The 25,107-nt window shown below is 59.9% G+C and carries 20 protein-coding genes, 1 tRNA gene and 2 pseudogenes; 18 read left to right on the top strand and 5 right to left on the bottom strand.

All coding sequences use genetic code 11. The features are described 5' to 3' along the window. From ACWCIA_RS19500 to ACWCIA_RS19450, 11 genes and pseudogenes are all read left to right on the top strand, one after another. Positions 1–173: EF-Tu C-terminal domain-related protein (locus tag ACWCIA_RS19500; RefSeq protein WP_454165953.1), on the top strand; the 173-nt coding region annotated here is incomplete at its 5' end. A 111-nt stretch (positions 174–284) separates the two neighbouring features. Then, positions 285–360, top strand: a tRNA-Trp gene (locus tag ACWCIA_RS19495). Positions 361–396: 36 nt separating this feature from the next. After that, positions 397–783, top strand: a complete 387-nt coding sequence (secE, locus tag ACWCIA_RS19490) for a preprotein translocase subunit SecE (protein ID WP_454165951.1) — start codon at positions 397–399, stop codon at positions 781–783. Between the two features lie 3 nt (positions 784–786). Beyond that, complete coding sequence (gene nusG, locus ACWCIA_RS19485) at positions 787–1,398, top strand: transcription termination/antitermination protein NusG (protein ID WP_454165949.1); 612 nt, start codon at positions 787–789, stop codon at positions 1,396–1,398. Positions 1,399–1,506: 108 nt separating this feature from the next. Beyond that, entirely contained in the window at positions 1,507–1,938 is a 432-nt protein-coding gene (gene rplK, locus ACWCIA_RS19480; protein WP_379749691.1) for a 50S ribosomal protein L11, read from the top strand. Beyond that, positions 1,938–2,633, top strand: coding sequence for a 50S ribosomal protein L1 (gene rplA, locus ACWCIA_RS19475; protein WP_454165947.1), 696 nt, complete (start codon positions 1,938–1,940; stop codon positions 2,631–2,633). The genes rplK and rplA overlap by 1 nt, the downstream gene beginning before the upstream one ends. Positions 2,634–2,909: 276 nt before the next feature. After that, positions 2,910–3,440, top strand: coding sequence for a 50S ribosomal protein L10 (gene rplJ / locus ACWCIA_RS19470; protein WP_136222033.1), 531 nt, complete (start codon positions 2,910–2,912; stop codon positions 3,438–3,440). 63 nt (positions 3,441–3,503) lie between these two features. Then, positions 3,504–3,878, top strand: coding sequence for a 50S ribosomal protein L7/L12 (gene rplL, locus ACWCIA_RS19465; RefSeq protein ID WP_454165945.1), 375 nt, complete (start codon positions 3,504–3,506; stop codon positions 3,876–3,878). Between the two features lie 271 nt (positions 3,879–4,149). After that, the gene (rpoB, locus tag ACWCIA_RS19460; protein ID WP_454165944.1) at positions 4,150–8,259 is read left to right on the top strand and encodes a DNA-directed RNA polymerase subunit beta; all 4,110 of its coding nucleotides are present in this window, start codon (positions 4,150–4,152) and stop codon (positions 8,257–8,259) included. A 154-nt stretch (positions 8,260–8,413) separates the two neighbouring features. Further along, complete coding sequence (rpoC, locus tag ACWCIA_RS19455) at positions 8,414–12,658, top strand: DNA-directed RNA polymerase subunit beta' (protein WP_454165942.1); 4,245 nt, start codon at positions 8,414–8,416, stop codon at positions 12,656–12,658. A 57-nt stretch (positions 12,659–12,715) separates the two neighbouring features. Next, a pseudogene (locus tag ACWCIA_RS19450) lies at positions 12,716–13,081 on the top strand (hypothetical protein); the annotation flags it as partial. Between the two features lie 191 nt (positions 13,082–13,272). Here the strand turns inward: ACWCIA_RS19450 and ACWCIA_RS19445 are convergent. Continuing rightward, the gene (locus ACWCIA_RS19445; protein WP_454165941.1) at positions 13,273–14,169 is read right to left on the bottom strand and encodes a hypothetical protein; all 897 of its coding nucleotides are present in this window, start codon (positions 14,167–14,169) and stop codon (positions 13,273–13,275) included. Further along, a complete protein-coding gene (locus ACWCIA_RS19440; RefSeq protein WP_454165939.1) occupies positions 14,169–15,512 on the bottom strand; it encodes an AAA family ATPase in 1,344 nt (447 codons plus the stop codon). Before ACWCIA_RS19440 ends, ACWCIA_RS19445 begins: the two co-directional genes overlap by 1 nt. Positions 15,513–15,672: 160 nt before the next feature. Here ACWCIA_RS19440 and ACWCIA_RS19435 point away from each other — a divergent pair. The 6 genes and pseudogenes from ACWCIA_RS19435 to sodC form a co-directional block, all read left to right on the top strand. Then, positions 15,673–16,249: pseudogene (locus ACWCIA_RS19435) on the top strand (DNA-directed RNA polymerase subunit beta'); the annotation flags it as partial. Positions 16,250–16,270: 21 nt separating this feature from the next. After that, positions 16,271–16,396, top strand: a complete 126-nt coding sequence (locus tag ACWCIA_RS19430) for a hypothetical protein (RefSeq protein WP_454165955.1) — start codon at positions 16,271–16,273, stop codon at positions 16,394–16,396. A gap of 152 nt (positions 16,397–16,548) precedes the next feature. Continuing rightward, positions 16,549–17,085 carry an arsinothricin resistance N-acetyltransferase ArsN1 family B gene (locus ACWCIA_RS19425; protein ID WP_454165938.1) on the top strand — a complete coding sequence of 179 codons (537 nt, stop codon included), beginning with the start codon at positions 16,549–16,551 and terminating at the stop codon, positions 17,083–17,085. Continuing rightward, positions 17,082–17,636 (top strand): cysteine hydrolase family protein, encoded by a 555-nt coding sequence (locus ACWCIA_RS19420; RefSeq protein ID WP_454165937.1) that lies wholly within the window; start codon positions 17,082–17,084, stop codon positions 17,634–17,636. The genes ACWCIA_RS19425 and ACWCIA_RS19420 overlap by 4 nt, the downstream gene beginning before the upstream one ends. An 81-nt stretch (positions 17,637–17,717) precedes the next feature. Beyond that, a complete protein-coding gene (locus ACWCIA_RS19415; protein WP_454165936.1) occupies positions 17,718–18,404 on the top strand; it encodes an alpha/beta hydrolase in 687 nt (228 codons plus the stop codon). A gap of 203 nt (positions 18,405–18,607) precedes the next feature. Continuing rightward, positions 18,608–19,135: a superoxide dismutase [Cu-Zn] SodC gene (gene sodC, locus ACWCIA_RS19410; protein ID WP_454165934.1), complete on the top strand. Its 528-nt coding sequence runs from the start codon at positions 18,608–18,610 to the stop codon at positions 19,133–19,135. A gap of 196 nt (positions 19,136–19,331) precedes the next feature. Here sodC and ACWCIA_RS19405 read toward each other — a convergent pair whose 3' ends face one another. From ACWCIA_RS19405 to ACWCIA_RS19395, 3 genes are all read right to left on the bottom strand, one after another. Next, complete coding sequence (locus ACWCIA_RS19405; protein ID WP_454165933.1) at positions 19,332–20,969, bottom strand: M28 family peptidase; 1,638 nt, start codon at positions 20,967–20,969, stop codon at positions 19,332–19,334. A gap of 68 nt (positions 20,970–21,037) precedes the next feature. Then, positions 21,038–23,350, bottom strand: a complete 2,313-nt coding sequence (locus ACWCIA_RS19400; protein WP_454165932.1) for a M28 family peptidase — start codon at positions 23,348–23,350, stop codon at positions 21,038–21,040. A 120-nt stretch (positions 23,351–23,470) separates the two neighbouring features. After that, positions 23,471–24,142, bottom strand: a complete 672-nt coding sequence (locus ACWCIA_RS19395; RefSeq protein WP_454165930.1) for a TonB family protein — start codon at positions 24,140–24,142, stop codon at positions 23,471–23,473. A 317-nt stretch (positions 24,143–24,459) separates the two neighbouring features. On the opposite strand from ACWCIA_RS19395, the gene ACWCIA_RS19390 reads away from it, so the two are divergent. After that, positions 24,460–25,107, top strand: coding sequence for a response regulator (locus ACWCIA_RS19390; RefSeq protein WP_454165928.1), 648 nt, complete (start codon positions 24,460–24,462; stop codon positions 25,105–25,107).

The following is a 25,107-nucleotide window of genomic DNA, read 5'->3' as shown; positions in this document are numbered from 1 at the left end:
TGACCGGCTCGATCGAGCTGCCAGCGGACAAGGAAATGGTCATGCCAGGCGATAACGTGTCGATCACCGTCAAGCTGATCAACCCGATCGCGATGGAAGAAGGTCTGCGCTTCGCAATCCGCGAAGGCGGCCGTACCGTCGGCGCCGGCGTGGTTGCAAAGATCATTGCCTAAGTAATAAAGTAGTTTGTTGTACCGAAGAGGTAGTGCCAACTACCTCTTCAAAAACATTCCCCACCATACGCGCGTATGGTGTAGAATGCGCGATTCAGCTGAAGTCTTCGTAGGGGTGTAGCTCAATTGGCAGAGCGTCGGTCTCCAAAACCGAAGGTCGCGGGTTCGATTCCCTCCGCCCCTGCCACCGAATTCTGGTGCGCAGCACCGAAAGTAAAGAAGAATGTCTAATCAATCCGTGCAAACCGTAAGCACCTCGAATGACAAGTTTAAGGTGGCCCTGGCGGTGGTTGCCGCGATTGCAGGCGTAATCGGGTTCTTTTACCTGAAAGGCCAAAACAAACCAGCCTTGGTCGCCGGCGGCGCCCTCGTGGCTGGTTTAGTTTTTGCTGTCCTGCTTTTGTGGACCTCCACCTCCGGCCGCGAGTTCCTGAACTTCGCCAAAGAGTCTGTCCGCGAAACCAAAAAGGTTGTCTGGCCGACCCGTAAGGAAGCTACCTCGATCACCCTGATCGTGTTCGGCTTCGTTGTCGTGATGGCGTTGTTCCTGTGGGGCACGGATAAGCTGTTGGGCTTCCTGTTGTACGACCTGGTCCTTGGGTGGAAATAAATAATGAGCGATAACGTACAAGATAACGTGCCGGGCGATGTCCCGGCACAAGACGCTGGCGCACCGGTAAGTGTCCCGGTCAGCAACAAGCGCTGGTACGTCGTTCACGTCTACTCCGGCATGGAAAAGAGCGTCATGCGCGCCCTGACCGAGCGCATCGAGCGCGCCGGCATGAGCGAGCAGTTCGGCCAGATCCTGGTGCCGACCGAAGAAGTCGTGGAAGTCAAGAATGGCAGCAAATCGGTTACCGAGCGCCGCTTCTTCCCTGGCTACGTGCTGGTCGAGATGGAAATGACCGACGAGACCTGGCACCTGGTGAAGAACACCAGCAAGGTCACCGGTTTCATCGGCGGCAAATCGAACAAGCCAACCCCGATTCCAGCGCGCGAGATCGACAAGATCATGCAGCAGGTCCAGGAAGGCGTCGAGAAGCCAAGGCCGAAAGTGCTGTACGAAGTGGGCGAGCAGGTCCGTATCAAGGAAGGCCCGTTCACCGACTTCAACGGCAACGTCGAAGAAGTGAATTACGAAAAATCGAAGGTGCGTGTGACTGTCACCATCTTCGGCCGCGCAACTCCGGTGGAACTGGAGTTCGGGCAGGTAGAAAAAGTTTAAACGCAGTAATCGGAGCGTCGCAGCAGCAAGGCGGAATCCGGTAAGAGGAGCCCCGCCGCAGAGTAGTAGTGGTGGGGCGCTACTACTCAAAGCAACCAAGGAGCCATCATGGCCAAGAAGATTATTGGTTTTATCAAGCTGCAAGTGGCAGCTGGTAAAGCAAACCCATCCCCACCGATCGGTCCAGCACTCGGTCAGCGCGGCCTGAACATCATGGAATTCTGCAAGGCGTTCAACGCCCAGACCCAGGGTCTCGAGCCAGGCATGCCAATTCCGGTCGTGATCACCGCATTTGCCGACAAGTCTTTCACCTTCGTGATGAAGACCCCACCGGCAACCTACCTGATCAAGAAAGCCGCTGGCATCACCAAGGGTTCGCCGAAGCCACATACCGACAAGGTTGGCACGCTGACCCGTGCACAGGCTGAAGAAATCGCAAAAACCAAGCAGCCGGACCTGACCGCTGCCGACATGGACGCCGCTGTGCGTATCATCGCCGGCTCGGCACGTTCGATGGGCATCACGGTGGAGGGTGTGTAATGGCTAAGCTGTCCAAGCGCGTCAAAGAAATGAAAGCGAAAGTCGACCGTAACAAGGTCTACGCCTTCGACAACGCACTGTCGATCGTCAAGGAATTCGCAACCGCCAAGTTCAACGAGTCGATCGATGTCGCCGTTCAGCTGGGCGTGGATCCGAAGAAGTCGGACCAGGTCGTTCGTGGTTCGGTCGTCCTGCCAGCAGGCACCGGCAAGGAAGTGCGCGTCGCCGTCTTCGCTTCGGGCGACAAGGCTGAAGCTGCTAAAGCAGCCGGCGCCGACATCGTCGGTATGGAAGACCTGGCCGAGCGCGTCAAAGCCGGCGACATGCCGTTCGACGTCGTCATCGCCTCGCCTGACACCATGCGTATCGTCGGTACCCTGGGCCAGATCCTGGGCCCACGCGGCCTGATGCCAAACCCGAAAGTCGGCACCGTCACCCCTGACGTCGCTGGCGCGGTCCGTAACGCCAAAGCCGGTCAAGTCCAGTACCGTACCGACAAGTCGGGCATCATCCACGCGACCATCGGCCGCAAGTCGTTCAACGACGCCGACCTGAAGGCCAACCTGGCTGCCCTGATCGACGCACTGAACAAGGCCAAGCCGGCCACCTCGAAGGGCGTGTACCTGCGCAAGGTCGCGATCTCGTCGACCATGGGCGCCGGCGTCCGTGTCGATCACGCTTCGATCGCCGCTTAAGTTTTAAAGAATCAAGTCCCCGCAGAACAGCGCGGGGCGCATCTTTGGGCTGTCGGGGTTTATTCAATAAGCTCCGGCAGGCAGTCAAAGACCGTTGGGCCGGGAGCAGTGGTTGGGCAACCGGTTAATACATCACCCAACGCAGATGGTGTACCCGAACAAGTTTTGTAGTCCATGCTGCGTGAATTCATCCGCGTTAGTTTGACTTCTTAACTTCGGACGCCGTGTTCGAACCGATGCGAACGCTTTTGTTCGCATTAATTAAGGAGATTGACCGTGGGTCTTAATCTGAATGACAAAAAGGCCGTCGTCGAAGAAGTGAGCGCGAAAGTAGCAACCGCGCAAACGATCGTCGTGGCCGAGTACCGTGGCATCCAGGTTAGTCACTTGACGAAACTCCGTGCAGCCGCGCGCTCGCAGGGTGTGTACCTGCGTGTTCTGAAGAACACGCTGGCACGCCGCTCTGTCGAAGGCACGCAGTTTGCCCCGCTGGCTGACGCCATGACCGGTCCGCTGATCTACTCGATCTCGGACGACGCCGTTGCAGCAGCGAAAGTCATCAACGACTTCGCCAAAACCAACGACAAGCTGGTCGTGAAAGCCGGTAACTACGCAGGTAAGCAGCTCGACGTAGCTGGTGTTACCGCGTTGGCAAGCATCCCATCCCGTGAAGTCCTCATCTCGCAGCTGTTGGGCGTGATGCTGGCTCCGGTGTCGGGCTTTGCACGTGGTCTGGCTGCCCTGGCAGCGAAAAAAGGCGAAGGTTCGGAAGCTGCTCCTGCAGCCGAAGAAACCGCTGCAGCGTAAGCGCGGCCTTTTTTCTCAAGACACTAATCTGTACTACAAACACATACAAATCTGGAGTTTCAAATGGCAATTAGCAAAGACGATATCCTGAACGCAGTGAGCGAAATGTCCGTCATGGACCTGAACGAACTGGTCAAGGCATTCGAAGAGAAGTTCGGCGTGTCGGCAGCTGCAATGGCAGCACCGGCAGCTGGCGGCGGCGCTGCTGCTGCTGCTGTCGAAGAGCAGACCGAATTCAACCTGGTCCTGACCGAAGTCGGCGCCAACAAGGTCGGCGTCATCAAGGCCGTCCGTGAAATCACCGGCCTGGGCCTGAAGGAAGCCAAAGACGTCGTCGACGGCGCACCGAAGACCGTGAAAGAAGCCATGCCGAAAGCTGACGCTGAAGCCGCTAAGAAGAAGCTGGAAGACGCAGGCGCCAAGGCTGACCTGAAGTAATAAAAAGCAATGGGCGTCGCAAGGCGCCCAAAGCCGGAGTCAAAGCTTGCAAGCCCCGCCGGAAGGCGGTGCTGCGGCTTTGGCTCTTTTGTCGTCCCTGCGGCAAACGTAATACCCCCGGCAGTACCGCTTTACCGTAATAAATCGTAGCACAGCAGTAGCTTGTCCTTTTCATCTGATGGAACAGCAAGAGACTTGAGGCCTTGTATGTGGTCGCTCCACCACTGGCAATCCCTGAATTCTCATCCTTTCTGTCACTCACGGAGTGTCCATGCACTACTCATTTACTGAGAAGAAACGCATTCGCAAGTCGTTCGCGAAGCGCGCCAACGTTCACAACGTTCCATATCTTCTGGCTACCCAGCTTGAATCCTACGAGAACTTCCTGCAAGCGGACGCTGGTCCTTCCGCCCGCAAGAACGAAGGCCTGCAGTCGGCTTTCAGCTCGATCTTCCCGATCGTGTCGCACAACGGCTTCGCTCGCCTCGAATTCCTGTCCTACGTGCTGGGCGACCCCGCGTTTGACGTCAAGGAATGCCAGCAGCGCGGCCTGACCTTTGCCTCGCCGCTGCGTGCCAAAGTGCGCCTGGTGATCCTGGACAAGGAATCGCCGACCAAGCCGGTCGTCAAGGAAATGAAGGAGCAGGAAGTGTACATGGGCGAATTGCCGCTCATGACCGCCAACGGTTCGTTCGTCATCAACGGCACCGAACGTGTGATCGTCTCCCAGCTGCACCGCTCGCCGGGCGTGTTCTTCGAACACGACCGCGGCAAGACGCACTCGTCGGGCAAGCTGCTCTTCTCGGCACGTATCATTCCTTACCGCGGCTCGTGGCTGGACTTCGAGTTCGACCCGAAAGACATCCTGTTCTTCCGCGTCGACCGCCGCCGCAAGATGCCGGTGACGATCCTGCTGAAGGCCATTGGCATGACGCCGGAACAGATTCTGGCGAACTTCTTCGTGTTCGACAACTTCACCCTGCGCTCGGAAGGCGGGGAAATCGAATTCGTGTCCGAGCGGCTGCGCGGCGAAGTCGCGCGCTTCGACATCGTCGATCCGAAGACCGGCAAGACCATCGTCACCAAGGACAAGCGCATCAATGCCAAGCATGTGCGCGACATCGAAGCGGCCGGCATCAAGTCGATCTCTGTTCCTGAAGACTACCTGCTCGGCCGCATCCTGGCCCGCAACATCGTCGACAGCGACACCGGCGAAATCATCGCCAACGCGAACGACGAGCTGACCGACGAGCTGCTGGGCAAGCTGCGCGACGCCAACGTCGACGCCATCCAGACCCTGTACACCAACGACCTGGACCAGGGCGGCTACATCTCGACCACCCTGCGCACCGACGACACCGCCGACCAGATGGCCGCGCGCGTGGCGATCTACCGCATGATGCGTCCTGGCGAACCGCCGACCGAAGAATCGGTCGAAGCCCTGTTCAACGGCCTGTTCTACAGCCCTGAGCGTTACGACCTGTCGGCCGTCGGCCGCATGAAGTTCAACCGCCGCATCGGCCGCGACGAGCTGACCGGCGCCATGACCCTGTCGAACGATGACATCCTGGCCGTGATCAAGATCCTGGTCGAGCTGCGCAATGGCCGCGGCGAAGTCGACGACATCGATCATCTGGGTAACCGCCGCGTGCGTTGCGTGGGCGAACTGGCCGAAAACCAGTTCCGTGCAGGCCTCGTGCGCGTCGAGCGCGCCGTGAAGGAACGCCTCGGCCAGGCCGAAGCGGACAACCTGATGCCGCACGACCTGATCAACAGCAAGCCGATCTCGGCCGCGATCCGTGAATTCTTCGGTTCGTCGCAGCTGTCGCAGTTCATGGACCAGACCAACCCGCTGTCGGAAATCACGCACAAGCGCCGCGTTTCCGCCCTCGGCCCTGGCGGCCTGACCCGCGAACGCGCCGGCTTCGAGGTGCGCGACGTGCACCCGACCCACTACGGCCGCGTCTGCCCGATCGAAACGCCTGAAGGCCCGAACATCGGCCTGATCAACTCGCTGGCTCTGTACGCCCGCCTGAACGAATACGGCTTCCTGGAAACCCCGTACCGCAAGGTCGAAGGTTCGAAGGTGACCGACAAGATCGACTACCTGTCCGCCATCGAAGAAGGCCGCTACATCATCGCCCAGGCGAACGCGGCGATCAACCCGGAAGGCCAGCTGGTCGACGAACTGGTCTCGGCACGTGAAGCCGGCGAAACCATCCTCGTCTCGCCAGAGCGCATCCAGTACATGGACGTGGCGCCAGGCCAGATCGTCTCGGTCGCAGCCTCGCTGATTCCGTTCCTCGAGCACGATGACGCGAACCGTGCACTGATGGGCGCGAACATGCAGCGTCAGGCCGTTCCTTGCCTGCGTCCTGAAAAGGCCGTGGTCGGTACCGGTATCGAGCGCACCGTCGCGGTCGACTCGGGCACCACCGTGCAGGCCGTGCGCGGCGGCGTCGTCGACTACATCGACGCGGGCCGTGTGGTTATCCGTGTCAACGACGACGAGGCGCAAGCCGGTGAAGTCGGTGTCGACATCTACAACCTGATCAAGTACACCCGTTCGAACCAGAACACCAACATCAACCAGCGTCCGATCGTGCAGGTTGGCGACCGCGTTGCCCGTGGCGACGTGATTGCCGACGGCGCATCGACCGACCTGGGCGAGCTGGCACTGGGCCAGAACATGCTGGTCGCGTTCATGCCATGGAACGGCCTGAACTTCGAAGATTCGATCCTGATCTCGGAAAACGTCGTCAAGGACGACCGTTACACCTCGATCCACATCGAAGAGCTGTCGGTTGTCGCCCGCGACACCAAGCTCGGCGCGGAAGAAATCACCCGCGACATCTCGAACCTGGCGGAAAACCAGCTGGCGCGCCTGGATGAATCGGGCATCGTCTACATCGGCGCGGAAGTCACCGCCGGCGACGTGCTGGTCGGTAAGGTCACCCCGAAGGGCGAGACCCAGCTGACCCCGGAAGAGAAGCTGCTGCGCGCGATCTTCGGCGAAAAAGCATCGGACGTGAAAGACACCTCGCTGCGCGTGCCTTCGGGCATGGTCGGCACCGTCATCGACGTGCAAGTGTTCACCCGCGAAGGCATCACCCGCGACAAGCGTGCACAGCAGATCATTGACGACGAGCTGAAGCGCTTCCGCCTGGACCTGAACGACCAGATGCGTATCGTGGAAGGCGACGCCTTCCAGCGTCTCGAGCGCATGCTCGTCGGTAAGGTCGTCAACGGCGGTCCGAAGAAGCTGGCCAAGGGTGCGGTCATCACCTCGGAATACCTGGCTGACCTGGACAAGTTCCACTGGTTCGACATCCGCCCGGCGGACGACGAATCGGCGAACGCGCTCGAAGCGATCAAGGAATCGATCAACGAGAAGCGTCACCAGTACGACCTGGCCTTCGAAGAAAAGCGCAAGAAGCTGACGCAAGGCGACGAGCTGCAGCCTGGCGTGCAGAAGATGGTCAAGGTTTACCTGGCCGTCAAGCGCCGCCTGCAGTCGGGCGACAAGATGGCGGGCCGCCACGGTAACAAGGGTGTGGTCTCGCGTATCGTGCCGGTCGAAGACATGCCGTTCATGGCCGATGGCCGTCCGGCTGACGTCGTGCTGAACCCGCTGGGCGTTCCGTCGCGTATGAACGTCGGTCAGATCCTGGAAACCCACCTCGGTTGGGCAGCCAAGGGCCTGGGCTGGCGTATCGGCGAAATGCTGGCCGCGCAAGCGAAGGCGCAAGACCTGCGTACCTTCCTGGGCAAGATCTACAACGAAACCGGCCGCGGCGAAGACCTGGACAGCTTCAGCGATGAAGAAATCCTGAGCCTGGCGCACAACCTCAAGAACGGCGTGCCGTTCGCGACGCCGGTGTTCGACGGCGCCCATGAGGACGACATCCGCCGCATGCTGGACCTGGCGTTCCCGGACGACATCGCCGCCCACCTGGGCATGACGCCGTCGAAGAACCAGGTCACGATGCACGACGGCCGCACCGGCGAAGCGTTCGAGCGCAAGGTCACCGTCGGCTTCATGCACATGCTGAAGCTGCACCACCTGGTCGACGACAAGATGCACGCCCGTTCGACCGGTCCGTACTCGCTGGTGACGCAGCAGCCGCTGGGCGGTAAAGCCCAGTTCGGTGGCCAGCGCTTCGGTGAGATGGAGGTGTGGGCACTGGAAGCGTACGGCGCATCGTACGTGCTGCAGGAAATGCTGACGGTCAAGTCGGATGACGTGAATGGCCGTACCAAGGTGTACGAGAACCTGGTCAAGGGCGACCACGTGATCGACGCCGGCATGCCTGAATCGTTCAACGTGCTGGTCAAGGAAATCCGCTCGCTGGGTATCGATATCGACCTCGAGCGTAACTAAGAAGCAGAGAAAAGGGAGGCAAGGCCAGGCACATCGGCCTTGCTTTCTGGACGGGAGCCCCAAAGTACTCCCGTTCCCCTTTCGACATGCCGCTTGGTTTGGGATGTTTTTTACACGTCCCGAAATAGAAATTTAGTCACCTCTGGAGTGATACATGAAAGCACTGCTCGATCTATTCAAGCAAGTACAGCAAAATGAAAGCTTCGACGCCATCAAGATTGGCCTGGCGTCGCCCGAAAAAATTCGTTCGTGGTCGTTCGGTGAAGTCAAGAAGCCCGAGACCATCAACTACCGTACCTTCAAGCCTGAGCGTGACGGCCTGTTCTGCGCCAAGATCTTTGGCCCGATCAAGGATTACGAGTGCCTGTGCGGCAAATACAAGCGCCTGAAGCACCGCGGCGTCATCTGCGAAAAGTGCGGCGTCGAAGTCACGCTGGCCAAGGTGCGCCGCGAGCGCATGGGCCACATCGAACTGGCTTCGCCAACCGCGCACATCTGGTTCCTGAAGTCGCTGCCGTCGCGCCTGGGCATGGTCCTGGACATGACGCTGCGCGATATCGAACGCGTCCTGTACTTCGAAGCATATGTGGTCACCGATCCCGGCATGACCCCGCTGAAGAAGTGCCAGATCATGTCGGAAGACGATTACGCCGCCAAGTACGAAGAGTACGGCGACGACTTCACCGCCTACATGGGCGCCGAAGGTATCCGTGAACTGCTGCGCTCGATCGACATCCACCGCGATGCCGAAGCCCTGCGCGTGGAACTGAAGGAATCGAAGTCCGAAGCGAAGATCAAGAAATACGCCAAGCGCCTGAAAGTGCTCGAGGCGTTCCAGCGTTCGGGCATCAAGCCTGACTGGATGATCATGGAAGTGCTCCCGGTCCTGCCGCCGGAGCTGCGTCCGCTCGTCCCTCTGGATGGCGGCCGTTTCGCGACCTCCGACCTGAACGACCTGTATCGCCGCGTCATCAACCGTAATAACCGCCTGAAGCGCCTGATGGAACTGCGCGCTCCGGAAATCATTACGCGTAACGAAAAGCGCATGTTGCAGGAAGCAGTCGATTCGCTGCTGGACAACGGCCGTCGCGGCAAGGCGATGACCGGCGCCAACAAGCGTCCGCTGAAGTCGCTGGCTGAAATGATCAAGGGTAAGGGCGGCCGTTTCCGTCAGAACCTGCTGGGCAAGCGCGTCGACTACTCTGGCCGTTCGGTCATCGTGGTCGGTCCGCAGCTGAAACTGCACCAGTGCGGCCTGCCGAAGCTGATGGCCCTGGAACTGTTCAAGCCGTTCATCTTCAACAAGCTCGAACTGATGGGTCTGGCGACGACCATCAAGGCGGCCAAGAAGCTGGTCGAAATCCAGGAACCGGTGGTCTGGGACATCCTCGAAGACGTCATCAAGGAACACCCGGTGATGCTGAACCGTGCACCAACCCTGCACCGTCTCGGTATCCAGGCGTTCGAGCCGGTCCTGATCGAAGGTAAAGCCATCCAGCTGCACCCGCTGGTCTGCGCGGCGTTCAACGCCGACTTCGACGGTGACCAGATGGCAGTCCACGTGCCGCTGTCGATCGAAGCGCAGATGGAAGCACGTACCCTGATGCTGGCGTCGAACAACATCCTGTTCCCGTCGAACGGCGAGCCGTCGATCGTGCCGTCGCAGGATATCGTGCTCGGTCTGTACTACGCGACCCGCGAGGCGATCAACGCCAAGGGCGAGGGCATGCTGTTCCCGGACGTGTCGGAAGTCATCCGTGCCTACGACAACAAGGAAGTCGAACTGGCGACCCGCATCACCGTGCGTATCGTCGAGTACCCACGTGTTGCCGGCAGCGATGAATTCCAGCGCACCGTGACCCGTTACGAGACGACCGTCGGCCGTGCAATTCTCTCCGAGATCCTGCCGAAAGGCCTGCCGTTCTCGGTGCTGAACCGCGCGCTGAAGAAGAAGGAAATCTCGAAGCTGATCAACACGTCGTTCCGCAAGTGCGGCCTGCGTGCGACCGTCGTGTTTGCCGACAAGCTGATGCAGTCGGGCTTCCGCCTGGCGACCCGCGCCGGTATCTCGATCGCCGTCGACGACATGCTGATCCCGGACGTCAAGAAGGGTATGATCGCGACCGCCGAAGCAGAAGTGAAGCAGATCGAGCAGCAGTACGCTTCGGGTCTGGTCACCGCCGGCGAGCGTTACAACAAGGTCGTCGACATCTGGGGCAAGACCTCCGATGAAGTCGGCAAGGCGATGATGGACCAGCTGAAAGTGGAACCGGTCACCAGGCGTGACGGCACCGAAGGCACCCAGGAATCGTTCAACGCGATTTACATGATGGCCGACTCGGGCGCCCGTGGTTCGGCAGCCCAGATTCGCCAGCTGGCCGGTATGCGAGGCCTGATGGCCAAGCCGGACGGTTCGATTATCGAAACGCCGATTACCGCGAACTTCCGCGAAGGCCTGAACGTGTTGCAGTACTTCATCTCGACGCACGGCGCCCGTAAGGGTCTGGCCGACACCGCGCTGAAGACGGCAAACTCGGGTTACCTGACCCGCCGCCTGGTCGACGTGACCCAGGATCTGGTGGTCATCGAGGACGATTGCGGCACGACCAACGGCACGCACATGAAGGCGATGGTCGAAGGTGGTGAAGTCATCGAACCGCTGCGCGACCGTATCCTCGGCCGCGTGACCGGCACCGATGTCGTCAATCCGGAAACGCAAGCCACTGTGTACGAAGCCGGCACGCTGCTGGACGAAGACATGGTCGAAGAGATCGAGCGTCTGGGCATCGACGAAGTCAAGGTCCGCACCCCGCTGAACTGCGACACGCGCTATGGCCTGTGCGCCAAGTGCTACGGCCGTGACCTCGGCCGCGGCATGCTGGTCAACAGCGGCGAAGCAGTCGGCGTCGTGGCGGCACAGTCGATCGGTGAGCCAGGTACCCAGCTGACCATGCGTACCTTCCACATCGGTGGTGCGGCATCGCGTGCAGCAGTGGCCTCGTCGGTGGAAGCGAAGTCGAACGGCACCGTCCGTTTCACTTCGACCATGCGTTACGTCACCAACGGCAAGGGCGTGCAGATCGTCATCTCGCGTTCGGGCGAAGTCCTGATCACGGACGACCACGGCCGCGAGCGCGAGCGCCACAAGGTGCCGTACGGTGCGAGCCTGATCGTCAAGGACGGCATGACCGTGAAAGCCGGTACCGCCCTGGCAACCTGGGACCCGCTAACCCGTCCGATCATTACCGAGTACGCCGGTACGATCCGCTTCGAGAACGTGGAAGAGGGCGTCACCGTCGCTCGCCAGGTCGACGAAGTGACCGGTCTGTCGACCCTGGTCGCGATCGATCCGAAGCGCCGCGGTTCGGGTAAAGTGCTGCGTCCGCAGGTGAAACTGCTGAACGAAGAGAACCAGGAAGTCAAGATCGCCGGCACCGAACACGCCGTGACGATCGGTTTCCAGGTCGGCTCGCTGATCATGGTGAAGGACGGCCAGGCTGTCTCGGTGGGTGAAGTGCTGGCACGTATCCCGACCGAATCGCAGAAGACCCGTGACATTACCGGTGGTCTGCCGCGCGTTGCCGAACTGTTCGAAGCACGTTCGCCGAAAGACGCGGGCATGCTGGCCGAAGTCACCGGTACCGTCGCCTTCGGTAAGGAAACCAAGGGCAAACAGCGTCTGGAAATCACGGACATGGACGGCAACAAGCACGAGTTCCTGATTACCAAGGACAAGCAAGTGCTGGTGCACGACGGTCAGGTGGTGAACAAGGGCGAGATGATCGTCGATGGTCCGGCCGATCCGCAGGACATCCTGCGCCTGCTGGGTATCGAAGCGCTGGCCCGCTACATCGTCGACGAAGTGCAGGACGTCTACCGTCTGCAGGGCGTGAAGATCAACGACAAGCACATCGAAGTGATTGTTCGTCAGATGCTGCGCCGTGTAGCGATCGTGGAAGCCGGCGACACCGACTACATCGTCGGCGAGCAGGTCGAGCGTTCGGAGCTGCTGGAAGAGAACGACCGTATGGACGCCGCAGGCAAACTGCCAGCAACCTACGAAAACGTGCTGCTGGGTATTACCAAGGCATCGCTGTCGACCGACTCCTTCATCTCGGCCGCATCGTTCCAGGAAACCACCCGCGTCCTCACCGAAGCGGCGATCATGGGCAAGCGCGACGGTCTGCGCGGCCTGAAGGAAAACGTCATCGTCGGCCGCCTGATTCCTGGCGGTACCGGTCTCGCATTCCACCGCGCCCGCAAAGAGAAGGAAGTGTGGGAGGCGGAAGAGCGCCAGGCACTGCTGCAGCAGGAGAAGGCCAATATGGCTGCTGAGCTGCAGGCGATGGAAGACCAGGCTCAGGCGCAGACGACTGAGCATCACGGCGACGCTGAGTAATCAAGCGTTAACTGAACAAGACGGCACCTTCGGGTGCCGTTTTTTTTTGCTGAGTAGAAGGGCCGGATGATCGCCGACGGTTCGGCTGATCCGCAGGAAATCCTGTGCCCGCTAGGTATCAAAGCGCTGGCCTACTACATCGTCGACGAAGTACAAGACGTCTGCCGTCTGCAGGTCGTGAGATCAAAGACAAGCACATCGCAGTGATTGTTCGCCAGATGCAGCGCTGCGCGGGCGATCGTTGAAGCCGTCAGAACCGATTACATCGTCGGCGAGCAGGTGGATCGTTCGGAGCTGCTGGAAGAGAACGACCGCATGGACGCCGCAGGCAAGCTGCTGACAATCTACGAAAACGTGCTGCGGGGTATTACCAACGCATCGCTGTCACCCAATTCCCTCATCTCGGCCGCCTCGTTCCAAGACTAGCAGAATGCTTGGGCTCCGGCTGAGCATCGTGGCGACGGCGAATAACTTAGATAGCTGCTAAGTATTTCTCGGCAAAAGGGCACCCTTAGGGTGCGCTTTTTTACGTTGAAGATAATGCCACCAGGCAGTGACGTTCATGCCATTGACTATGCTAACTAGGACCGCATCGCGACCATTGCCGTTTTCAATTAAGCGAATATTTTTTTTCCTGATTTTTGCTGCCAGCAATTTAGTAGATTAGCTAAATTCGTTTTCATGAACTCAACATTATCGAATGCAAGCCTCAGCATGTCTTCGACAGTATCTGCGTTTTGTAATGCTTTATTTTCATTTTTCAATGCATCTTTTGAAAGGATGGAAATAATCTCGCATACATCATGCCCATTGCAGACTTCTAAAATTGGATAATTTTCCGCTAAAATTAAATCTAACTTTTGCGAAATCGCCGCCCGTTGTGCGACCACCGCATCACGGTTCTTCGAATACTCATAAATTGTGTTAATTAGCACATCCTTGTTTATTGAGGGAAGCCCTGTCAAGTTTAAAAACTTGTTTATTTTCAACTTGTTTCCGTCAACGCGCGCTGGCTTAAAGCTGAGTCCCAAGTTGTAACGCTTGTTGGCTAATTTGAGACAGCCGAGGACATAAGCTAGTTCGAAAATTAATGATCGAAAGTCTTTGCCAATGGCTTTTTCGTAGGCGGAAAGTTTTTCTTCGTCAAATAGCACTGAAATGAAGTTGTCAAATGCCCGGCTATTTGCAATCATTATTTCCGAGTCATGATAATCTGTGGGAAATATGTCAGCATTGTAAGCGGCATCATACTTATTGTTTCCGGGAATGCGTAAATAATCGGCATCCCGGATGGCAATCTTTCTTAAAAATCCGCGATCCGAGAGAATTTGATAAGCATCTCGTTGCTTATATTTGCCGAATGTCTGAACAAGGCGTGCATTCTGTTTATTAAAAAACTTTGAATAAAGCTTCTGATCTTTTTTTCCTTCAATTAAGACAATGAAGCCTTTAAACACCGTATCCTGACAGATCGCGTTGGCGATCCTATCTGCAGTGATATACTGTTCCATTATTCGAGGCCAATCAACTCTACTTTGAGATCCCAATTCTCTGCGATAATATCTGGCGAGTGAGTTGCGATAACGACTGAAACATTATTCATCGACGTCACATCTTTTAGATCGTTAATAAATTGGTTTTGCCAAGATATGTGCAGCGATAATTCGGGTTCATCAATAAGGATTGTATCGCCCTTCTTTGAGTTGAAAATTAGGTCGTAAAACATAACTAATTCATGCTGCTCGCCTGATGACAACTTAGAAGGCGGTATGATCTCGAAATTTCCACTACGATCGTGCTGAACTCTTGACCTAAAGACGAACCCAGTACTTTTATTAACTTCGATATTTTTGTGCTTAAACCTTTTGTTTAAAATACCTTTGAAAAGGCTGATCTTCTCAGCCATATCATCATATGGGGCAAGTTTTTGATTGCTGTCATCAATGTATAACTTCAGTGGATTGAAAAGTGCCAAATCTGAGCTATTTATCTGGAGTACATCATTACCCGATATGTTTTCTATAAGCCCAGTTGCACTTAATAATTTTCGACGTTCATCGAGTTTGCTAAGGGCGTAATTTAACGTGTCATAGTTATCTGATTGGCCTTGGCGGAGCTTTTGCATCAATCTATTCGGATAACTGGAATCTAAAGTTGTAGATACTTCGGCAGATTTCTTAGATAAATTAGAAATTTTCTCAACAAGTTCGTTGGAGAACTTTTGTACTGTACGAACGTATGCGTCACTTCCCTGCTCTTTGGCAGTCATAATCCGCTGCGTTTCAATAATTTTGATTTCAACTTTCTGAATTCCATCACTTAGCCATTGAGGCAACTTCTTAGGCGATGTTTCTTCCTCCATGTCGAAATAGTGAAGCATACGGTTCCGATTATGGAGTTCAATTTCTGCCAATCGCCGAGTCGATATGTCACTTATCTCGTCTAACGATTCAAGATATCTCTCGGTAAAAGCTCGCTGGTAGGCTGTCGAATAGATTCTATTTTTTGCCACAGTTTTTTCCTGTACGTTTGCCGCATAAAATCTGAACGGTTTCGTCCATTCTTTTTTTGATTGGGACCAACGTAAGATATATAGCGACATTAATTGTCCATCTAATCGACGTACCACATCCCACATTTCTCCGTTATCGAAGTGAAATTTAAGAGATTCGAACTCAAGCTTCTTAAAAAAGGAGAAATTCTTTTTGAAAAAGGCATGCACCGATTCGAGTATTACGGTTTTTCCTAGTCCGTTTTCGCCGATAATTATCGTAATACCGCTACGCTGATCTAGAGGGATGGAATGATTGAATACTCCGAAAAGTTTCGATACAGATATTTTTGTGATTTTCATCTTGGGCCTTATAAAGTTTTAACATAGTATCAGGGTGCTTGCGAAAAGGAAACATGGTGCGTTGTTAGGGGTGGCGACAGGAGCGTTACGTTACTTCTAGCGCACGTGCATGTTGCGATAAGCTTAGATTCAATTTCTCATCGCAGTAACATTAATATCGGTTGCCGAACTGTTCGAAGCGCGTTCGCCGAAAGACGCGGGCATGCTGGCCGAAGTCACCGGTACGGTTGCCTTCGGTAAGGAAACCAAGGGCAAGCAGCGTCTGGAAATCACGGACATGGACGGCAACAAGCACGAGTTCCTGATTACCAAGGACAAGCAGGTGCTGGTGCACGACGGTCAGGTGGTGAACAAGGGCGAGATGATCGTCGATGGTCCGGCCGATCCGCAGGACATCCTGCGCCTGCTGGGTATCGAAGCGCTGGCCCGCGACATCGTCGACGAAGTGCAGGACGTCTACCGTCTGCAGGGCGTGAAGATCAACGACATCATGGGCAGGGAAGCACTGATCTATTCCGGCGGCGGTCTCGACCACGAGAAAATGCGTCCTGCTGCGTTGTAAATCCTCGCGATACCACGGTATCGCTCCGGTTTACGCCTTGCCGGACACATTTTTCGTGTCCGATTCCTGCACGCCAGAATAGATCAGTGCTTCCCGGCGCGACGGTCTATGCGGCCTAAAGGAAAACGTCATCGTCGGCCGCCTGATTCCTGGCGGTACCGGTCTGGCATTCCACCGCGCCCGCAAGGAGAAGGAAGTGTGGGAGGCGGAAGAGCGCCAGGCACTGCTGCAGCAGGAGAAGGCCAATATGGCTGCGGAGCTGCAGGCGATGGAAGATCAGGCTCAGGCGCAGACGACTGAGCACCACAGCGACACCGAGTAATTGGTGGTTGGCTGAACGAGACGGCACCTTCGGGTGCCGTTTTTTTTGCCCAATCGAGGAGGGACGCCACTTTACTGGTGGTAGCGTTCTGGCAACATCCGCGCTACCATCCAAGCAGCAGCACCGCCGATCCATTACTCGCCTGCCGACCCATGTCTTCATCACGAACCATCCGCCCAGCCACCGCAAGCGATGCCGCCGCGATCTGCGCCATCTACAACCGCTACGTCGCCGAGACCACCATCAGCTTCGAGGAAGAACCGGTCACGCCAGGCGAGATGGCGCAGCGCATCGCCGACGTGCAGGGCGGGGCGCTTCCCTGGCTGGCGATGGTGGAGGACAACAAGCTGATCGGCTACGCGTATGCCACCAAATGGCGCGTGCGGCCCGCCTACCGCACCTCGGTGGAGACCTCGGTCTACCTCGACCCTGAATACGCCGGCCGCGGCGCGGGCACGCTGCTATACCAGGCGCTGCTCGACGAGCTACGGGCGCGAGGCCTGCACCTGGCGATCGCCGGCATCGCCCAGCCAAACGAGGTCAGTGTGCGCTTGCACGACAAGCTGGGTTTTACGAAGGTCGCGCACTTCAGCGAAGTCGGGCGCAAGTTCGGCGGCTGGGTCGACGTCGGCTACTGGCAATTGAAACTGGGCGAACCTATACTGCCCGCCGACGGGAGCGCACTATGAGTACGTCCGCCTGTCTCATCATCATCGACATGCAGAAGGGAATGGCCAGCCCCAAGGCCGGTCAACGCAACAATCCTTCCGCCGAAAGGAACATCGCAGAGCTGCTCGACACATGGCGTCGCTGCGGCAGGCCAGTCGTCCACGTGCGCCACATCTCGCGCTCGAGCACTTCTCCTTTTGCTCCCGGCCAGCCTGGCGCCGAGTTCCAGAACGCCTTGCGGCCGCTGCCGCAGGAACACGTGGTCGAGAAGAATGTGACCGATACTTTCATCCACTCGGGCCTGGAGCGCTGGCTGCGCGTGCGCGGTATCGAGGAATTGGTGTTCACCGGCGTCGCCACCAACTATTCGGTGGAGGCAAGCGCACGCAGCGCCGGCAACCTGGGTTTTACGACGACCGTGGTGTCGGATGCGACGTTCGCGTTCGCGATGACGGACTATGCGGGCACGGCACGCAGTGCCGACGAGGTGCATGCGATGGCACTGGCGAACCTCGACGGCGAGTATGCCGGCATTCTCGATACGCAGGGCGTGCTGGCGCGTTACCGCTGACCGGCCTCGTTTTCCACCCGTATCACGCGCCGTGCGCCACCTCGCGGTCCTACACTGACCGTAGATGCGGGAGGAACCAGCATGAACGACCGTGGCCATCTCAACGTGGAATTGCCTGAGCCCGGCAGGGCGCCAATCGCGCCTGTCGCGACCGGCCTGCACAAGCTGGAGATCGGTAGCAGGCGCGACAGTTATCTGTATGTGCCCGAACAATACAGCCCGGACCACTTGACGCCGCTGGTCGTGCTGCTGCACGGCGCGGGCGGCCATGCCCATGACGGCTTGCGCATCATCCTGCACCTGGCCGATCACGCCGGGCTGATCCTCGCGGCGCCGGCATCGCACGAGTCGACCTGGGACATCATCGCCCAGCGCACCTTCGGGCCGGACTTGATGATGGTCGACCGCACGCTCGAGTACGTGTTCGCGCACTACGCGATCGACACCCAGCGCATCGGCATCGGCGGCTTTTCGGATGGGGCCTCGTATGCGCTGACGCTGGGCCTGGCCAATGGCGAACTGTTCACCCATGTGCTCGCGTTTTCGCCCGGCTTCATCGGTCCGATCGAACCGGAAGGGGCGCCCGCCATCTTCATCTCGCATGGCAATGCGGACCGGGTGCTGCCGGTCGACCCCTGCAGCCGGGCCATCGTCCATCAATTGCGCGCTGCCGGTCATCCGCTGACCTATCACGAATTCCAGGGCGGCCACCTGATTCCACCGGAGATCGCTACGGAGGCGGTGAACTGGTTCACCGGCAGCCAATAAACGCGTAACTCATGCGGACGCCCCCGCCGGGATGATTCGATTACACTGATCCGCGCAGGTTTTCTCGTTTGGAGCACCTAACAAAACCTTCATGGCGGCGTTGCATCGTCTCGCCGTACTCACGTACTGTCTTCGACGATGCGCCTTGCCCTGAAGGTTGTGTTAGGCGCTCTTAAACCACCGGATGACTGAAAGGGAATCAGATGAAAGCTCAATGGATCTGCGCAGCGCTGCTGTGCTCGACGTATCTGGGAGCGGCCGTGCACGCGGCCGAGTTGCGCGCGACGATGAATACGGTGTTGGAGAAGGGTGTCGGCAAGTCGGCCGGGACTGTCACGATCAGCGAAACGAAATACGGGCTGGTGTTTACGCCGGCGTTGACCGGGCTGCCGGCCGGTGTGCATGGTTTCCACGTGCACGAGAATAACAGCTGTGCGACGAATCAGAAGGATGGCAAGGCGGTGCCGGCTGGGGCGGCGGGTGGGCACCTGGATACCACCGGAAGCAAGAAGCACGGGACGCCGTGGGGCGATGGGCACGTGGGGGATTTGCCGGCCTTGTATGTCGAGAGCGCGGGGGCGGCGAATAATCCGGTGCTGGCGCCGAGGTTGAAGGTGGCCGATGTGAAGGGGAAGGCGCTGATGGTGCATGCGGGTGGGGATAATCATGCGGATCATCCGGCGCCGCTTGGTGGTGGCGGGGCGAGGATTGTTTGCGGGATTATTGAGTGAAATAAAATTTCACGTAGGGCCTTGCAGGAAATAATATTTCATCGCACGTAGGTGTTTGCGGATGCATGTCATGTGCATGAGCCGTACCGCGTGGGCATGAATGCCCACCCTACGAAACAGCGGATGAGCAGCATTTCGCAAGATGCAAAAAACGCCCGGCCATTGCGGACCGGGCGTTTTTCATTTCGACCTGCGATTATTTGGCCGCGGCGCGGATCTTGCCGAAGGCGTCGCCCGCTTTCCACTGCGGCATTTTCGGCGAATCGGCGATCATGCGGCCGAGGTTCAGCGTGAACTGTGCCTGCTGCACCATGCCGCTCAAATCCCAGCTCGGGTCGTATTCGTCGTTTTGCTGGTGGTAGCGGGCGCGGTAGGCAGCGCTCTTGGCGTTGTTCGCCTCGACATCCTTGACCCAGGTGCGGCCGCCGCCGACCGAGAAGGCCGGGATGCCGGCCTTTGCGAAGCTGAAGTGGTCGCTGCGGAAGTAGCCGCCGGCGAGGTCCGGCTTGGCTTCGGCCACCAGCAGGCCCATCGATTTCGCGGTGGCGGCCGCCATCGCGCCCAGGTCGGTGCGCTCGCTGCCCTGCACGCCGATGTCCTTGGCTGCGCCGATCCAGTTCAGGCTGTCGAGGTTCAGGTTGGCGGCGGTTTTATCGGCCGGCCACAGCGGCTTGGCGGCATAGGCGGCGCTGCCCAGCAGGCCTTGCTCTTCGGCTGCCACCCACAGGAACATCTGCGAACGCTTGGCCGGGTTGCGCGCGGCTTCCTGCGCCATCGCCAGCAGGCCGGCGGTGCCCGAGGCATTGTCGACGGCGCCGTTGAAGATGGTGTCGCCTTCGGTGCCCTGCTTGCCCATGTGGTCCCAGTGGGCGCTGTAGATGACGATTTCGTCCTTCAGCTTCGGATCGGTGCCCGGCACGACGCCGGCCACGTTGTACTCGTTCAGCACGCGCACCGCGGCGCGGGTGTCGCCCTTTACGCGCGCGTTCAGGGTAACCGGCTTGAAAGCCTTGTCTTCGGCGGCGGCGCGCAGTTTATCGAGGTCCTGGCCCGCGGTCGCGAACAGCTTGCGCGCGGTCGCGTCGGTCATCCAGCCCTGCATGCCGGAACCCAGGTCGGCGTCGGCCAGCTGGAAGCGCTCGGCGGCGGCCCAGCTGTTCTGCACCACGCTCCAGCCGTAGGAAGCCGAGGCGTCGGTGTGGATCAGCAGGACGCCGGCCGCGCCCTGGCGCGCCGCTTCCTCGAATTTATAGGTCCAGCGGCCGTAATAGGTGAGGCCGGCGCCATTGAAGCGCTTCGGTTCCGATGCGGTCGGGGCCGGGTCGTTCACCAGCATCACCAGCACCTTGCCCTTCGCATCGAGACCCTTGAAATCGTCCCAGCCTTCTTCCGGCGCGCTGATGCCGTAACCCACAAAAACCAGCTCCGCGTCCATCTTGTGCTCGGGCTTGGCGTCGCCCGGCGCCCACACCCAGTCCGCGCCGAAGTTCAAAGGCAGCGCCTGGCCACCGGCGACCAGCGCCACATTGCTCTGCTGCGGCAGCGGACGCACGCCGGCGATCTTGACCTCCTGGCGGAAGCTGTTGCCGTTGGCCGGCTTCAGGCCGGCGGCCAGCGCCTGGGTTTCGAGATAGGTGACCGTCAATTCTCCGCCGCGCTGGCCGGTGCCGCGTCCTTCGACGGCGTCGGACGCCAGGAAGGCCAGGTGGCCGCGCAGCGGCGCTTCCTTCACGGTGGCGGCTTGCGCCTTGTTTGCGGCAGCGTGGGCCGGATACGCGATGGCCAGGCTGCTGGCGAGGGCGGTGAGGACGACGGAGGAGACGATCTTGTGCATGGAATCCTGCTGCGAAAGTTAATGGGCTCGCACGCTCAAAGGGTGCGCGCCACATTGTAGAGCAAGCGCTAGTAAAACCACAGCACGTCGGCCGACACGGATTTGCCGCTCAGCGGTATCAGCGGCGCCGCACCTGCCGGCCGCACCGGCAGCAGGCGCTCGGGCAGCCCCGGTACGATCTCCTCGACCTTGATGGCGAAGATCGGGTCCGACAGCACGTCGACGCGAAAATGCAGCAGCTCGTCCTCCATCCCGTACAGCGCAATGGTCAGCGACTTGGCCTCCACGTCGAGCAGTACCCGCCCGTTGACGGTCACGCGGGTCGGCCGCGCGTAATGGACCTGCAGGCGGATCTCGGGCGCGCGGTTTTTCGATACCAGCGTGAAGTCGGCATACCGGCCGGGTACCTTGCCGTTGCGGAGAATGCGGGTGAACGGGAATTCCAGGCCGTCGCGCGGCGCCCAGGCATACCACTGCTTCGGGCTCTCCCAGCCGAACACGTTCACAAAAACATGCGGCTGCGTCAGGTTGGCGAACAGCTTGCGCTGCCAGGGATCGAGCGGCGCGTCCGGATGCAGCCAGTAGGCGTCCCAGCTCGGCATGTCCTTGTAGTAGACCAGGCCATCGGCGCGCGCCGGCGCCGGCTCGACGAAGTCGTCGGCGCTGCCGGCCAGCGCCAGCCCGCCCAGCCCAAGCAGCAGCAGGCCGCGCGCGAGATATCTGCGGACATGCGCCAGCAGGATGGTCGAGACGCCCAGCAGCAGCATCAGCATCGCGATCGGCAGGTTCATGCGCAGGGGAGACAGCGCCATGAAGCTGTCGCGCAGCGCCGGCAGCACCAGCACCACGGCCGGCAGCACGCCGAGGAGCAGCACGCCGAGGCGGGCGGCGGCCGGCCACGCCGCCACGCGGCGCGCGTGCAGGGCGATGAAGGATGCCAGCGCCGCCAGGACCGGCCAGGCCACCAGGTAGCTCGCGCCCGGCGCCAGCGAGCTCGCCGGCAGCAGCACCAGCACCAGGCTGATCAGGGCGCCCAGCATCGCGGCAACGGCGCCGGTCAGCCCTTGCAGCTGGCGCTGGGCGAGCAGGAACAGGCCGGCGCACAGCGCGCCGATCCCGCACAGGTAGAGCAGGGCCGAACGCGCATGCGCGGGCGCCGCCGGATTCCAGGCGCGGTGCAGCTCCGGCACGTGCATCCACAACTGCCAGGCCAGCACGCCGAGGGAGACGGCGAGCGCGGGCACGATGAAGCAGGCCTGCAGCAGCGCCAGATAACCCACGCTTGAACGCCGCATCGCGATGCGCAGCGCGCCCGCCAGCAGCAGGCAGGCCAGGCCCGCGCAGACCCACACCAGGCCAAGGCCGTAGTGCACCATCCCGATCAATGGCAGCGCGAAAAACACCCGGCCGTTCGATGCCCGGGCATCGAGCTCCTGCGCGCCGAAGTGCCGCGCCAGGCGCAGCATCGCGCCGCCCATGTGCTGCAAGGTGGGGCCTTCCAGACGCGCCGGGGTATCGAACACGCCCCCGCGGTCGAAGGGCCGGCTGCGGTTGGCGAACTGCAGCACGGGTACGCCAAGCTTCGCCAGGGCGCCGACGCGCGGCGGCCGCGGAACGAGCTGGTAGACCTCGTGCATCAGCGAGGAACCGGCGATGTCCGGCGCCGCGCGCAGCCAGCCGTCGATGGCGGCGCGGTTCGCCCCATGGGTGTTGACCAGCTCGAGCGGGCCGCCGCTGCCGGCGGCGTCGAAGCGCAGCGCCAGGCCCACGTCGCGCGCCCACGGGTGCTGCTCGACGAAGGCCTGCATGCCGAGGCTGCCGACTTTTTCGCCGTCGGCGATGAGCACCAGCACGTCGTTGGCGAGGGGCCCGTTGGATCGCAAGGAACGCAGGGTTTCCAGCAACGCCGCGACTGGCGCCGCGCCGCTCGCCGCAGCCAGGCTGGCCGGGGCGCTGTCGTAGTGCGCGGCCAGCAGCAGGGCGGGGCGGCGTTCGTGCCCGGACGCGGTACCGGGCAGGCGCACCAGCACGTTGTGCACCACGCCCAGCGTTGCCTCGTAGTTGGCGTTGAAGTCAACGACGTTCTTCTGCACGAGCGCGCGCTGCACCTGCGGCTCAAAGCCGATGGCGCGCAGTTGGTCGAGCAGGTAGGCGCGCGCCGCGCGGTTGGCATCGCTGGCGATCGGGCGCGGCGTGCGCGCCAGCGCTTCCACATGCCGCATTGCCCGCGCCACCGGGAACTGCTCTGCGGATGCAGGCGATGCCAATAAGGACGGCTGTGCCGGCCGCAGCGCCGCGTAGCCGAGTAGAGCAACAAGCACCAGGCTGGCGGCGAGGCCGGCCAGGCCAGCGGGAGCCGGTGTGGCGGAATCAGGAAACATGATGATGCGTCCTTGCGATGTGAGGGCTGAAAGGGGGCCTGCCCGCTGAATAGGCAAAAGCAGGCACAAAAAAAACCCGCCAGGCTGAGGGGTGGCGGGTAAAAACGGAAACGGTTTAGATTATTCGAGCGACCACACGTAGGCGATCTGCGCCCAACCGGCTTCGGGTGTGCCGTTGTTCATCGCGGGCTTGAACTGGCACAGGCTCAGGGCGTTCACCGCGGCCCGGTCGAGCTCACGCGAGCCGCTCGTCTTCTGCACACGCGAGCCGGTCACGCGGCCGTCGGTGCCGACCAGCAGGGCCAGGGTGACGGTGCCGGTCTCGCCGTTGCGGGCGGCGCTGACCGGGTACGCGGGCTTGGCGCAGCCGCTGGCGTCGGCCAGCACGGCGCTACGCATGGCGCCGCTGTTGTTCGAGGGCGTGGTCGGCTGGGCCGGCGTCTCGGCCTGGTACGGTTGCGCCGGTTCCTGTGTTGGCGGCACCTCGGTGGTGGTGGCCTGCACCGGGTTGTCCATCGGCGGCGGCGGCACGTCGAGCTCCACTTTCGGCACCGAGATCTTCGGCGGCGCCACTTTCGGCATCGGGGTCGGCGGCTCGGGCGGTGCCGGCGGCGGTTCCACGGGTTCCGGCGTCATGAAGACGGTCAAATCGTCGGGCAGGCTGGGCAGCGAGATGACCTTGTTGTTCATCATGTTGACCACGCCGACGGCGATCAGGGCGTGCAGCCCGGCCACGAGGGCGAACTTGCCGGCTTTGCTTCCGTTGCCTTGTTCCAGGTGAGCGAAATGCATGGCGATCTCCTTTTGTTCTGACCCCGGACGAACCGCTGTGCGAGGTGTTTTGCTTACGGAAAGTGCGTCTTATCTCCAAAGTGTAGAAATAATATATGCCATTAACTAGCAATGAGTAAAGCGTTTTGTTGGCAATCGTGTATCCCGGCCCGGTCAGGACAGCTGGCAAGAGCGGAGAAATATCGCTCTCCCAGCCCCTCGCTTCATGGACCGTTGTATGAAATAATCCACTGGTACCGGATGCACCTTCCGTCTCATGGCACACATAGCTGCGAGACATTGGTAAGCAGATGTAAGGACACCGAACGGAGAGAAGAGTGACGAAGCAGAAAACAATCCGGGTCATGCTGGCCGACGACCACCCGATCGTGATGACGGGCTTCGCGATGTCGCTTGCCGCCGAGGGCATGGACGTGGTGGCCCAGGCGCGCACGCCGAGCGAGGCGGTGGCGCTGTACGCCGAACATAAACCCGATGTGGTGGTGCTCGACATCCGCTTCGGCACCGAACTGACCGGGCTCGATGCCGCCCACAACATCCTGCGCGCCGACCCGCATGCGAAGGTTGTCTTCCTGAGCCAGTTCGACCAGGACAGCCTGATCAAGGAAACCTACCGCATCGGCGCCCACGCCTTCGTGACCAAGGACTGCGACCCGGCCGACCTGGCCACCGCCGTGCGCCAGGCGCATGTGGGCAAGCTGTACTTCCCGCCGCAGATCGCCGAGCGCCTCGCCAGCATCGCCGTGCGCGGTGACGTGTCGCCGCAGTCGCAGCTCGACGAGCGCGGGCTGGAGATTTTCAAGCTGATGGCCGAAGGTCTGACCAATGCCGAAATCGCCGAGAAGCTGAACCTGTCCACCAAGACCATCAGCAACACCAGCCAGTCGATCAAGGAAAAGCTGGGCGTCGACCGCCAGGCCCACATCACCAAGCTGGCCGTGAAGTATGGCCTGATCCAACCGTAA

The sequence above is a fragment of the Massilia sp. SYSU DXS3249 genome (assembly GCF_053668055.1).
The sequence above is the reverse complement of the archived record's forward strand: the minus strand, read 5'-3'. Positions and strand labels throughout refer to the sequence as shown.